The organism is Leptolyngbya sp. FACHB-261 (assembly GCF_014696065.1).
GTDB lineage: Bacteria > Cyanobacteriota > Cyanobacteriia > FACHB-261 > FACHB-261 > FACHB-261.
Genome location: NZ_JACJPL010000023.1, coordinates 46,694 through 58,196 on the forward strand (window position 1 = coordinate 46,694; position 11,503 = coordinate 58,196).

15 protein-coding genes are annotated in these 11,503 nt (G+C 51.7%); 8 read left to right on the top strand and 7 right to left on the bottom strand.

What is annotated here, in order from left to right; genetic code table 11:
- Positions 1 to 180: 180 nt before the first annotated feature.
- Positions 181 to 702, bottom strand: a complete 522-nt coding sequence (locus tag H6F94_RS14360) for a hypothetical protein (protein WP_199320438.1) — start codon at positions 700 to 702, stop codon at positions 181 to 183.
- A gap of 199 nt (positions 703 to 901) precedes the next feature.
- Here H6F94_RS14360 and H6F94_RS14365 point away from each other — a divergent pair, with 199 nt between their 5' ends.
- From H6F94_RS14365 to H6F94_RS14375, 3 genes are all read left to right on the top strand, one after another.
- Entirely contained in the window at positions 902 to 1,390 is a 489-nt protein-coding gene (locus H6F94_RS14365) for an MOSC domain-containing protein (protein WP_190802929.1), read from the top strand.
- A 27-nt stretch (positions 1,391 to 1,417) separates the two neighbouring features.
- The gene (locus H6F94_RS14370) at positions 1,418 to 2,143 is read left to right on the top strand and encodes a glutamine amidotransferase-related protein (protein ID WP_313949296.1); all 726 of its coding nucleotides are present in this window, start codon (positions 1,418 to 1,420) and stop codon (positions 2,141 to 2,143) included.
- 164 nt (positions 2,144 to 2,307) lie between these two features.
- On the top strand, positions 2,308 to 2,634 hold the full coding sequence (locus tag H6F94_RS14375) for a hypothetical protein (RefSeq protein WP_190802930.1): 327 nt from the start codon (positions 2,308 to 2,310) through the stop codon (positions 2,632 to 2,634).
- A 239-nt stretch (positions 2,635 to 2,873) separates the two neighbouring features.
- Here H6F94_RS14375 and H6F94_RS14380 read toward each other — a convergent pair whose 3' ends face one another.
- On the bottom strand, positions 2,874 to 3,101 hold the full coding sequence (locus tag H6F94_RS14380) for a hypothetical protein (RefSeq protein WP_190802931.1): 228 nt from the start codon (positions 3,099 to 3,101) through the stop codon (positions 2,874 to 2,876).
- A gap of 413 nt (positions 3,102 to 3,514) precedes the next feature.
- Between H6F94_RS14380 and H6F94_RS14385 the strand changes: the two genes are divergently transcribed.
- From H6F94_RS14385 to H6F94_RS14395, 4 genes are all read left to right on the top strand, one after another.
- Positions 3,515 to 3,727 carry a hypothetical protein gene (locus H6F94_RS14385; protein WP_190802932.1) on the top strand — a complete coding sequence of 71 codons (213 nt, stop codon included), beginning with the start codon at positions 3,515 to 3,517 and terminating at the stop codon, positions 3,725 to 3,727.
- A gap of 147 nt (positions 3,728 to 3,874) precedes the next feature.
- Positions 3,875 to 4,087 (top strand): QAALIT motif small membrane protein, encoded by a 213-nt coding sequence (locus H6F94_RS33740; protein ID WP_524537852.1) that lies wholly within the window; start codon positions 3,875 to 3,877, stop codon positions 4,085 to 4,087.
- Positions 4,088 to 4,678: 591 nt separating this feature from the next.
- Positions 4,679 to 5,020 (top strand): hypothetical protein, encoded by a 342-nt coding sequence (locus tag H6F94_RS14390; RefSeq protein WP_190802933.1) that lies wholly within the window; start codon positions 4,679 to 4,681, stop codon positions 5,018 to 5,020.
- A 1,081-nt stretch (positions 5,021 to 6,101) separates the two neighbouring features.
- On the top strand, positions 6,102 to 6,680 hold the full coding sequence (locus tag H6F94_RS14395) for a rhomboid family intramembrane serine protease (protein ID WP_190802934.1): 579 nt from the start codon (positions 6,102 to 6,104) through the stop codon (positions 6,678 to 6,680).
- Positions 6,681 to 6,705: 25 nt separating this feature from the next.
- Here the strand turns inward: H6F94_RS14395 and queF are convergent, their stop codons facing one another.
- The 5 genes from queF to H6F94_RS14420 form a co-directional block, all read right to left on the bottom strand.
- Positions 6,706 to 7,167, bottom strand: coding sequence for a preQ(1) synthase (gene queF / locus H6F94_RS14400; RefSeq protein WP_190802935.1), 462 nt, complete (start codon positions 7,165 to 7,167; stop codon positions 6,706 to 6,708).
- Between the two features lie 102 nt (positions 7,168 to 7,269).
- Positions 7,270 to 8,190 carry a methylenetetrahydrofolate reductase gene (locus H6F94_RS14405; protein WP_190802936.1) on the bottom strand — a complete coding sequence of 307 codons (921 nt, stop codon included), beginning with the start codon at positions 8,188 to 8,190 and terminating at the stop codon, positions 7,270 to 7,272.
- A 140-nt stretch (positions 8,191 to 8,330) separates the two neighbouring features.
- On the bottom strand, positions 8,331 to 9,338 hold the full coding sequence (gene trpS, locus H6F94_RS14410; RefSeq protein WP_190802937.1) for a tryptophan--tRNA ligase: 1,008 nt from the start codon (positions 9,336 to 9,338) through the stop codon (positions 8,331 to 8,333).
- A 72-nt stretch (positions 9,339 to 9,410) separates the two neighbouring features.
- Complete coding sequence (locus H6F94_RS14415) at positions 9,411 to 10,211, bottom strand: hypothetical protein (protein WP_190802938.1); 801 nt, start codon at positions 10,209 to 10,211, stop codon at positions 9,411 to 9,413.
- Between the two features lie 214 nt (positions 10,212 to 10,425).
- Complete coding sequence (locus H6F94_RS14420) at positions 10,426 to 10,962, bottom strand: hypothetical protein (RefSeq protein WP_190802939.1); 537 nt, start codon at positions 10,960 to 10,962, stop codon at positions 10,426 to 10,428.
- A 148-nt stretch (positions 10,963 to 11,110) separates the two neighbouring features.
- Between H6F94_RS14420 and H6F94_RS14425 the strand changes: the two genes are divergently transcribed.
- Positions 11,111 to 11,416, top strand: coding sequence for a YkvA family protein (locus H6F94_RS14425; protein WP_190802940.1), 306 nt, complete (start codon positions 11,111 to 11,113; stop codon positions 11,414 to 11,416).
- The last annotated feature ends 87 nt before the right edge of the window (positions 11,417 to 11,503 follow it).

Sequence of the window (11,503 nt, forward strand, 5' to 3'; positions counted from 1 at the left end):
CCCGATTGTGCCCGCGAAGACAAAAACTTCTATTGCTATTTACAAAACTCTGCTCTACAAAGCATATTGCCCTGTACACTACCTATTAAATTACTAATAACTTGCAATCGCCTTTGGCAGCTTACAAGTAAGCTGCCAAAAACATTAACCTGATCAACGAGATCAGGCTAACCCGAGCATCTAGGGCTGAGTCGTCGTTCTAGGCTGACTGGACGACGATTGTGAATTAGCCGGTCGGTTGGAATTGGAGCGGGCTTGTTGATAGTAGCTGAGCACTTGTTGAGTGTAAGTTGCGGTCTGAGCGCTGTTATAGCGATCTGAATCCCCAGTCATCCACCAAGCGGCAGCTCGACGTACCGCGACAGACTCATTGCCGCTGACCCGATACTCGTCCTGCAAAACATCGCGCATAACGCAGGTCAAGACATTGCGGGCCGTCGCTGGACTGGCTTCAAACTGCGCGGGGGTTAACTCGCGACCGATACAAGATCTCGACCAGCGCGGAATGTTACCTGGCATCACTTGCCATTCGCTGTAAAGCCCATCATTCGCAATGCCAGTTTTGGGGGCAGCTTGACGCAGAGCTTCTACTAGAGCTGCCACCTGAACAGTTGAGACTCGTGCTGGAGCAGTTTGCGCCTGTACGGGCAGGGTTGTGCAAAGGGTGGCACCGACTAGCAGGCTGCCAAATAGTCTGTGCATCGTTCAGTTCCTCCTCAGATTGAGTCCATTGTTGGAGAGCACTTGTCCAGGATGAATATGCCTGAAGACAGATCCGGCTGTGTAGGTGGCAGAAAGCACTACCCTGTAAGACTGGCTAGAACTGACCCAGTGAACGGCATGGTCACGGGCATTGGCAGGACGTAATGAAGACAGCAGCAACGCTTTCAGGGTTTATCAGATGGCTTACCTGATTCAAATCAATGTCAACCCTAAAGGCGGCGTGCCCAAACATCCTGTACCGCAAACTCAGGTACAAATTCAGGGCGTGGTAGGGGACAAGCAGCGCTATCGACGCTTCCACGGAGGACCGACACGGGCAGTTTCGCTCTATTCCTACGAACATCTGCAAGCTCTGCAAGCCGAAGGACATCCAATCACGCCAGGAGCAACGGGCGAGAACTTAACGATTCAGGGTCTAGATTGGCCAGAATTGCAGGTTGGCGACCAGCTGCAGGTTGGCGAGCAAGTCTGTTTGGAGATCACCAGCTATGCCGTCCCCTGTAAACAGATCACTTCCTGCTTTATCGACGGCGACTTCAGTCGGATCTCGCAGAAACGGCACCCTGGGTGGAGTCGGCTTTATGCGCGGGTGATTCGGGAAGGACTCGTTGCCCAAGGTGATCTAGTTCAGCGGATCAGGGTTAAGGGCTGCACAGTACAAGGGTAATAACTGTACCCTTTCAGCTCTACCCCTGTGACCCCACAAAAAATTTTGCTAGTCGTGCATCAACAGACTTCTGAGTCTGGCAGTGTTGGGCAGCTTCTTCAACAGCAAGGCTATGAACTGGACATGCGCTGCCCCGGTTTGCAGCCATTGCCAGCACATCTAGAGAACCATGCAGCAGTCGTGGTCTTTGGTGGGCCGATGAGCGCTAATGACAGCGAAACTCTGCCTTCTATTCGCACAGAGCTCGATTGGCTACCGATGGTCTTAGCTTCTGGCAAACCTTACCTGGGCATTTGCTTAGGAGCACAGTTGCTGGCCCGGGCTCTGGGAGCCCGAGTCGCACCCCATCCTGAGGGTCTGCGGGAGATTGGTTACTTTCGGATCCAGCCCACCCCTGAGGGGCGAGCGCAAATCCCTTTGCCCATGCAGGTCTACCACTGGCACCAGGAAGGATTTGAGCTGCCTACGGGAGCGGTGCTGCTAGCAACTGGGGAAACGTTCGCTAATCAAGCCTTTCGTTATGGCCAAAATGCCTACGGCCTCCAGTTTCACCCAGAGATGACCCAGACGATTATGGAACGATGGACCGCCACTGCGCCTGAACAGCTCAGTCTGCCAGGCGCACAGTCTCGCACTGAGCAACTTCAAAAGCATGCTCTCTACGGTCCTCTACTCAAGACCTGGCTGCAAGGTTTTCTGGAGCACTGGCTGCATCAGAGGGCAGAACCGCAGCTAGTAATCGAGAGCAACTAGTTGCGTCACTGAGAACCACTGCTTTTCTCCAGTTCTGACCGCACTTGCAGGCTCTCTAGTACTGGAGAAGAAATCTCACGGCCAGATTGTTGACACTCAAACAATACTGGTGGTAACTTAAGAGTTGAGGAAGGTTCCTCAGCAAATAGTTTGAGGTAAAAGATATGAACACTGTACTTAAAACCGCTGCTCTTGCCGCTGTCGTCACGATTTCTGTTGCGACCACAGCTGATTGGGTAACCGCTAGCCGCAGTCCTTCAGTTGAGCATATGCTCACAGCTACGCTGCCCAAGGATGTTGTAGACCACATGCTGACGGCTGAAGTACCAAGTCAGGTCCGCAACCACATGCTGACGGCTGAAATCCCAGCTAAAATTCGTGAGCGTATGTTGACGGCTGAAATACCAAGTCAGGTCCGCGATCACATGCTGACCGCTTCAGCCTCTCCTAGGGACAATGGCTACTACATCGATCTGATTCAAAGAGCCTAGTTTGGTTTAATAGCTACAGTAGGTTGCTAGTTTGCTGTAGCTTAAATTAGGTTTTGTATTTGAATTGATTGGCAGAGCCCTACTGTTTTCGGCTAGGGCTTTGCTAATTTAAATTTGTCCGTTTCCCTTAAAATCTTCGAGTTGCCAGTGCCAAAACTGCCACTTTAGAGCACTGTTCTGAGATATCTGCAATCGAGTGCCTGAGTTGGGCTCAGGTGCCTGACTTGAAGAACCTTAAACTAAATGCTTTCTCCGCAAACCAGCTCAATTCTAATTAGAGGTTGAGTATTGAAGCGGAACTCGGCTGAGCCATAGACATAGTCAAGCATATTGGCAACAGTGCCCATGGGCGAAAGCTCAGTGAGGACTTCTAGAAGGGCGAGGCTGACTAGTTTTAGCATGGCGGTGAAGAACTCTTTGAGAGGAGTATCAAACTGAACGAGGGTCAAATCCCTCAGGGTATGCACCTAACTTTTAAATTGGGTTCCAGCAAGCAGGCTTCAACGTCGGTATTTGTGAGGAAAAGATCGGAATATACGTAGAGATCAGTGGCAACAGACAAGTTTAAAAGTTTAGATTCTGATCGAAGCAGGTTCTTGCGTTCTTCTAGTCTTTGGAGTCGCGCAACAAACTGCATCAATCACGTCAAGCTCTGTTGATTTAGAGCTTAAGAGAAAAGCTAAGACCTGTCATGCCGCCTTCCTACCAATCTGTTGGCAGAAAACTGTCAGCGATTGTCAGCCCAGTTTGAATCTGGAACTCTTCTTTGCCATTTTCGGCAATGCTAGTGGCCTAACCTGGCAAGCAAACTCGCCTAAATTGGGAATGCAGATTGCTAGCAGTCGTCCTACAGTGAGAGTCATCTCACCAGGGCACTTCGATGATGACTGTTGCCAACGCCACTTCCCAGCCCCGTCCTGCCATCGCCCAGCTCGTCGCCAGGATTCTAGAAACAGGTCAAATCACCCGTTCTGAACAACATCTTCTGCTATCCGATCTGATCCCTCTGCTGGTGTGCAATTTAGCTGAGCAACAACTCATTGCTCAAGTCTTAGAAGTTCTGCAAGCCGGTCGATTGAGCGTTATTGATTAGAGGTTGCACCAGTTCTACCTGTGCAGCTCAGTTTCACCCTCAGTTCCCAAAGCTTTTAGGTTCATCTGATCGGGCGAGTCAACTGGATGATGCGTCAGAGCCACCGCCAGTCGTATTCTGAATTTCCCAAGGTTGAGGGAGGCTAATATGCTTGAAAAACTACTCTTAGCAATCGCTGTTACGCTCTCGCTCAACTTGTCTTTTGGGCTGCGCTCCAGTGTAATTACCCCTGAGACTGAGTCCGCCCAGCAGAATTTTAAAGGCTCATCTCTGTTGTTGAGCCTGAGAGCAGCTTCTGCAAAATCTGTATTGCCAGGTGCATTGCCAGGACAGATAGAAGAACCAGTAGTGAATGACTAATAGAGCTTTGTCTGTATGACTGAAACCTGCAAGTTATTCTGTTACAGGCTGAGAGCTTAATCCCATCTTAATGCTTAATGTTGTAGCAACGCACATAACGCTAATACCAACGTTAAGACTAAGGCGGGATCAAAACAATCACAACATCATCACACCATCAGTAGAGAACTACTGGCGTAGTTGAAACGGTCTACCAAGGCGCAAATTCTAGGGTCTCGGTTTGAACGCTCTGATAGCGCTTAGTCACTCGTCCTACTTGGCTGGCGCCAATTAGCTTGGGTCCGCTAGGAGCTATTCACTAGAGCTCAATAGAAGGCTAAGCCATACTTTGCCCGTCCCAACATGCAGGGGAACTGGGGGCGACCAAGCCTCTACTGGTGTGTAGCTCGGCACGTCTGCCCGAATTGCTAGCCCTGCCAACGCCGCCGGCCGTACAGTTCCTAGGCATTCTCTACCTGTCTCAGGGGTGGAGAGAACGGGAGCAAACAAAATACGAGTGCTGCTTTTAGGCTCAAGTTGCATCTCTCTATTGGCAGATCTCCCAAGCGCATGGAACACTTGAGGGAATAGATTACTCGCCTGCCGAGGTTTATGGAATCTCACCGTTCGCCTGACCACCTTCGTTGCCCTATCGCCGCAGCCTTGGTTCTGGAATTGCAAGAGCGCAAAGCTGCTGCTGTCAGCACCCAACACCTGGCTGACCAATTTCAGTATTGGCTAGTTGAGCAGCAGCACTGGCCCCTCACACGTTTGCTCCGCCGTTGCTGGTGGCACTTGCAGATGGGTACCAATGGCGAATTGATGTTTAGTGTGATTGCCCCCAATCATCAAGTGCTGTGCGAGCTTCAGAGCTTTGAAGCCTGCTTTACAGCCTGGGCAACTGAGTGCAACAACCGCAGCAGCAGGCTCAAGGTTTTTTGTCTGCGAGGTTAGGAAAGCTTCTACTCGGGTAGAAGGCGCCAAATTGCCTTGTCTGGCTCGGCCTCGTCACCCAGGCCGAGAATTCACTTTTGTCCTTGGGTAAGCTCAACTCCGGACTCAACTGAAAAAGTTGAGTACTACTTGCCTGCCGTGGCGTTGTGCAGAATAGGACACTCGCATAGGTGAACTATAGAGTTACTGCCCTGCTTCAAATAGCTCTCCTCAGTTAACTTAATAGCGGTACTTTGAAGTGGCAGGTGTGCTTCAATAAGTTTACGTACTCCTGACTAAAGCCCTCCGTGATTCAGAGTAACCCACTACTTAAGCAATCGACATTTGACGAAACGTTGCAGGGTCTAGAAGGATTCCACCTAAGGGAAAACGTAGTTTCTTTATGTGAAAAACTAGCTAAAAATCTTCAAGAAACAACTCGTTTATATAAGGAATTGACTCAGAAATATGAGGCGTTGCTAATTACCCGTACGGCGTTCACAGCTCTTAGTAAAGATCTACAAGAGAACCGCCAGCAGCTCCGCGGAGCCTGTAGAGCCGCAGCTTTAGCGCGCCAAGAGTCAAGCCAAAGCCCGAGAGCAGTTTTCCATCTAAGGGATACTCTTACCGCTCACGCAAACTCTGAGCAGCAGGTTGAGTTTTCGTATCGCTCTTACACGATTCGAGTCACTAATACCCGAGATGGCTGGCAACCCCAGATTTCCGCGCTGTTGTTACATCCCCATGACACGTTAGGACAGGCATTGCGCTCAGTCTGTAATTTTATTGACTACGCTTCTGTTTTTACTTCAATGTCCAAACTCCTGGTAACGCTGTATCAATCAGAGAGCATTACCAAATCCGAACTCCTCAGTCTTCTGAGTTCAGTTCATAAAAGCGGAGCCTGGTGACTGCCTGAATCACTTTTTAAGCTGATTAATGGGCGGTTAATAGCTGGCCTAGCAAGTCTCCCGATGTCCTCGGTCCAGGAATAGAAGTACTCGAACCCCTACTCATCGACTCCCAAAACCAATTGAATGGAAAGAGTGAACTGCAAAAGAGCATGTACTCGTTATGAACTATCTAATCCTGAGGTACAGGAATGAGCCAGGAAAACACTAAGGCCATCACCCAAGAGTTGAAAGTTCAAGCCCTGATTCTGGGCAGTTCCGTCGCCATCTTCTGGCTCCTAGAGCTGGCGGATCTGTTTGTCTTTGGCGGTTCGCTCGACCTTTATGGCATTCGTCCCCACAGCTTGCTTGGTTTGCGGGGCATCCTGTTTGCGCCTTTTCTGCATGGGGGCATGGGGCATCTAATTGCCAATACGGTTCCTTTCGTGGTCCTGGGCTGGCTCACGATGCTGCACCGCACCCGAGACTTTTTTGTGGTGACGGTGGTGACTCAGTTGGTCAGTGGCTTTGGGGTTTGGCTCTTCGGCTCGCCCAACTCTATTCACATTGGAGCCAGTGGCCTGATTTTCGGCTACCTCGGCTTTTTGCTGCTGCGCGGCTATTTCGAGCGACGACTAGGCTCGATCCTGGTGTCGCTGGTAGTTGGTATTCTCTATGGCAGCCTGGTTTGGGGTGTCCTGCCCTCAAGTTTTGGTATTTCCTGGCAGGGGCACCTGTTTGGCTTTTTAGGGGGGGTATTGGCGGCTCGCCTACTGGCTCGCCGCTCCTAACCTAAATTTGCTCAGGGGAAATCAGCTAATTTCTAACTCCAAACCCCTTCTGTCGGTCGTAATGCACCTCAACCACGGTGTGCACATTGCCGCGCGGGTTGTAGTCACCCTTGAGATGCACCCGCCAAGGATCACAAGCGGCAACAAAGTCATCCAAAATCTGATTAATCGCTTCTTCGTGGGAGATATAGCGATCGCGATAGCTATTGATGTAAAGCTTGATCGTTTTGAGTTCTACCACCCGCTCATTGGGCGTGTAAGTGAGATAGATGGTTGCAAAATCCGGGTAGCCCGAAAACGGACATTTGCAGGTAAACTCTGGCAACGTCATTTGGATGTCGTAATCCCGTCCCGGTCGAGGGTTAGGGAAGGTGATCAACCCTCCCTCTTCGATCAGGCGTTCACCATATTTGGGCTCTTTTTCTGAAGTAGCCGGAGAGATTTCAAGCGAAGCAGAACTGGTTTGGGGATTGGTCAGATCAGCCATGGCAAATACACAGTATCAGGAATATCAAGACTAACGTTTGGGGTTTCAAAGACAGGCCAGTACCAGACAAGAACAACTTCTAGAGCCTGGTCCTAGTAGATCCTAGTTCTGGATCTTAAACAGAGGAGCAATGCCTGCTAAATCGAGAATCTGAGGAATCAAATTCTCTTTCTTGACCGCCATCAAATGAACGCCCTGGCAGAGATCGCGTGCAGCACGGACCTGCTCAGCCGCGATCTGCACACCCTCGGCTAAAGGATCAGGTGCCTGAGCTAAGCGTTCAATAATCGAGTCTGGAATATTGACACCTGGTACGCAGCGATTAACAAACTGAGCGTTTTTAGCCGACTTCAGTAAAAAGATGCCAGCCAACACGGGCTTACCGCTAGGGTTACCCACCTGGTCCATAAATTTCGACAGACGATCGAAGTCAGTAATCATCTGGCTCTGAAAAAATTGGGCTCCAGCGGCTAACTTACGCTCAAACCGTCGCTGCAATCCCGACCAACTTCCCGATTGCGGATCTACCGCAGCACCCGCAAACAGTTCAGTTGGCCCATCACAGAGCGGCTGATCGCGGCAGTCAAGGCCAGCATTGAGCTTACTGATCAATTGCAGTAGTCGCACTGACTCCAGATCGAAGACACTTTTCGCTTCTGGGTGATTGCCGGCTTTGACCGGATCGCCCGTGAGTGCCAAAACATTCCAAACCCCCAGCGCCGAGGCCCCCATCAGATCGGCCATCAAAGCCAGACGATTACGGTCGCGGCAGGCTAGCTGGCACACTGGCTCGATACCCTCACGCAACAGTAGCGCTGATGAAACCAGAGCACTCATGCGCAACACAGCCCGACTACAGTCGGTAATGTTGACCGCATGGACTCGGTCTTTGAGCAGGCGAGCGTGACTGAGCATCAAAGACGGGTCACTGCCGCAGGGCGGCGCCACCTCTGCAGTAATCAAAAACTCACCCCGTGCTGCGGCTTGGGCTAGCGCTGAGCGACGGGGAATAGGAGCAGTCATGGGCACATCACTCACCGGGTCGGGCGCATCAAATTACGTGTTCTCAGTTCTTAGACCTTGGACCTTGGACCTTAGACCTTGGGCATTCTATTCTTCCATCTGGTTGATTTCTAGGGTCAGGGTAGGGTTCACAGACCAGGCTAGGGCATTAGGAGCCCCATCGCAGCCTTAGCTTGATGCAGGGTTGCATTGGCTGCCTCGGCAGCGCGTTCGCTGCCCTGTTGCAGCACAGTATCGAGATAACCGGGAGTGTCTACCACCTCAGCGTAGCGCTCTCGAATCGGCTTCAGTCCCTCAATCAGAGTTTCGGTCAGCAAAGGCTTGAACTGCCCCCAACCCATGTCTGCACATTCAGTAGCTACCGCTTGCTTGGTTTTGCCAGAGAAAATCTGGTAAAGCCCCAACAGGTTATTGCACTCTGGCCGTTCCAAGTTGTCAAACTCTAGGCCTCGGATTGGGTCAGTTTTGCAGCGTTTGATCTTCTTGGTAATTTCCTCCGGCGAGTCGAGCAGATTGATCCGGCTCAGCTCTGACGGGTCCGACTTAGACATTTTCTTAGTGCCATCGGTCAAACTCATCACCCGCTTGCCCTCAGCCCGAATCAAGGGTTCTGGCAGCTTAAACACGGGCTGCTCCTGGCTTCCGAAAAGGTGATTAAAGCGATTGGCAATGTCGCGGGTCAGCTCTAGATGTTGCTTCTGGTCTTCACCAACCGGTACCACATCAGTCTGGTACAGCAAGATATCTGCCGCCATGAGCACGGGGTAATCGAGCAAGCCTGTACCAACATTCTCGCCCTGCCGTTCCGCCTTTTCCTTGTACTGAATCATGTCAGTCAGCCAGTTAATCGGCGTGATGCAGTTGAACAGCCAGGTCATTTCAGCGTGAGCACTGACCTGAGACTGCACAAAGATGGTAGAGCGTTCTGGGTCAATGCCACTGGCAATATAAAGCGCTGCCAACCTGCGGGTATTACTCCTCAATTCCTGCGGGTCGTGAGGCACGGTCATCGCGTGCAGATCGACCACACAGAAATAATTTTCGTAGGCTTCCTGTTGCTCCACCCAGTTGCGGAACGCGCCCAGATAATTGCCCAGATGCGGATTGCCAGTGGGCTGGGCACCGGAGAAAATGCGGGGCTTACTCATCAACCTGCATGACTTAAAAGGGTGGACGGGTGAACGATCTCACCATTTTAACGGTCGGGCTAACCGAGCAGATTACTGAACGGGCAAAGTCTGCGCTGAGATAAGCAAGCGGCATTGGGTCGGTGGGTTAGCAATTGCAGTGCCCGGTTGAAAGTCGACCCGACAAAAGGGCTGGGAGCCACTCCGCCCGAGGTCGCCCTGAAAACTAGCTGGGAGTTGGCCGATTAGCGCTTCCTGCACCTGCAAGTCCTGGCTATCGGGCGCGAGTTGGTAATAAACCGTCAGAGCGTTATCTGGAAACCAGGCTTGCACCAACGTCATCAGTTGCGATAGTACAAAACCCTCTTCTTGAGGGTCGGGCACCAAACGCAGCCCCACTAGGCGGTCATCAACAAAATACGCATAGCTCAGAAAGCCTCTGGCATACACCAGTTGCAGATCAGGCGGCGGGGTGTATAGTCCTTCGCCTCCCGGCTGCATATAGTGCCGCACCGCCTGACCCCCGTTTCCGCGTCGGGCGATCGCTAACCCCTCCCAGTTGGCATCACTGGTATAGCGACGGAACTGCTGCGAGTTCATGCCTATATACAGACTGCCGGACCAAGGACCAGAACGGGCACGAGTCTGCGGAGAGGACCAACCGGAGATTTGGCCGAGTTTACGGCTGTCTTTACGGTTCAATCCGCTGAGGCGGGGGGTTGCAGGCGCTAGTGCTTGAGCACCTTGCCAATGGACCGGCAGCAGCCGTCCCTCCCGCCCTCGCCTAAGTTTGGGCAGCGCTTGCAACGGTAGCCCAACCAAACTGAGCAACAGAGCAGCCCCCAGCACTCGTTGCAACCTCGGTCCAGGTAAGCGCTGTTTGCGGTTCACCATACTGTTGTGAGGTTAAGACTCTATGTAATACATCAAGATGAGTTGTGAACCAGCTCTCAATCACAGCGCTTAAGAACAGGCATCAAAGGCTCAAACAGTTGATCGGGTGTCGGATCTCTATTGTCACTCGCTTTGGCAAATGCCGTCATCCCAATTCTGTAGAGTCTTGAGTATTTATGCATACCTGGTATGCGGAGCTGGGCCAACAGCAGGGCTAAGCCAGTCGAGGTAGGCTCCAGACCCAATTGATAAATCGGCTCACCTTACCAGGTCCAGCCACACGCAAGACTGGGATGCTGTAATTCTGAACAGTCCTGTTGATATTAATGCTTGTCGCTTCTGGTGGTAACAAGCCATACGCCTGGCTCAAATCGTTGACGACGCTACAAGATAGGCGAAAGCGACCGATCAGGCTGCGGTTACTGGCTCGGTAAGTCCAGTCGACGCCAGGTCCCGGCAGTGGCGCTGGTCCTTGGGGCTCGCATAGGAAGCGCGTTGTTTCTACCATCTTGGAAACCTGAATCTCGTAGAGCCGCAATCGCGTTTCAGCATCAGCCGCAACTGTCACATCGGCGTCGAGGGCAACCAGTTCGGCAGTCGAGAAGCGATTGCGATCCAGTGAAGGCGTGTAGGTAATGCTGGCTACCCGTGAAGGCGTTACCTGAGCCAGAACGCTAGAGGTGCTGGCCCACCCCAGAGCGAGCAGCATACCCAGCTTGCAGCCATCCCAATACCACCCACGTCCTGTCACGTTTGTTACTCCTCAGTCTTGCTCACTCAGTCTTGCTTACGGTTGCCCTAGCCAGGGAGTATCGAGGTTTGCAAGAATTCCGTCAAGCCGAACTTAGCTACGGAGTTTCGCGTCAAGATGGAGAGACTGCCCTGAACCATTGGCCAAGATGCGAACTCTGACTGTTCTCTCCCGTTGGTTCCGCAACCCAGCCACTCGCCCCTGGGTTTTGTTAGGGGTGCTCATCTATCTTCTTAGCCCAATTGACCTGCTGCCCGATGTGTTTCCAGGATTGGGGAAATTAGATGATCTAGCTGCCATAGGTTTTGTCGTAGTACAAGTTCTGGGCTTACTGCTGAGTCCTCCCAAGCCTGAACCGCTCGAAACCACGACCAACACAGCCGTCAACAGCAGCAGCAATACAGACGTCAATACTGTTAATACTATCGACGTCAAGGCAACTGAAATTCAGTGAGCAAAACCCATCGAATTTGCTCCCTCCAACTTTCAAATCTCCCCTGCTGAACTTAGCTCTATCTCAGTTTCGTTTTGGAGAATTTCT

Coding starts and splice junctions, on each gene's coding strand:
- H6F94_RS33740 (WP_524537852.1), top strand. CDS start 3,875: ATGCTTGAAAAACTACTCTTAGCAATCGCTGTTACGCTCTCGCTCAAC.
- H6F94_RS14360 (WP_199320438.1), bottom strand. CDS start 702: ATGCACAGACTATTTGGCAGCCTGCTAGTCGGTGCCACCCTTTGCACA.
- H6F94_RS14405 (WP_190802936.1), bottom strand. CDS start 8,190: ATGACTGCTCCTATTCCCCGTCGCTCAGCGCTAGCCCAAGCCGCAGCA.
- H6F94_RS14415 (WP_190802938.1), bottom strand. CDS start 10,211: ATGGTGAACCGCAAACAGCGCTTACCTGGACCGAGGTTGCAACGAGTG.
- queF (WP_190802935.1), bottom strand. CDS start 7,167: ATGGCTGATCTGACCAATCCCCAAACCAGTTCTGCTTCGCTTGAAATC.
- trpS (WP_190802937.1), bottom strand. CDS start 9,338: ATGAGTAAGCCCCGCATTTTCTCCGGTGCCCAGCCCACTGGCAATCCG.
- H6F94_RS14395 (WP_190802934.1), top strand. CDS start 6,102: ATGAGCCAGGAAAACACTAAGGCCATCACCCAAGAGTTGAAAGTTCAA.
- H6F94_RS14385 (WP_190802932.1), top strand. CDS start 3,515: ATGATGACTGTTGCCAACGCCACTTCCCAGCCCCGTCCTGCCATCGCC.
- H6F94_RS14375 (WP_190802930.1), top strand. CDS start 2,308: ATGAACACTGTACTTAAAACCGCTGCTCTTGCCGCTGTCGTCACGATT.
- H6F94_RS14365 (WP_190802929.1), top strand. CDS start 902: ATGGCTTACCTGATTCAAATCAATGTCAACCCTAAAGGCGGCGTGCCC.
- H6F94_RS14390 (WP_190802933.1), top strand. CDS start 4,679: ATGGAATCTCACCGTTCGCCTGACCACCTTCGTTGCCCTATCGCCGCA.
- H6F94_RS14425 (WP_190802940.1), top strand. CDS start 11,111: ATGCGAACTCTGACTGTTCTCTCCCGTTGGTTCCGCAACCCAGCCACT.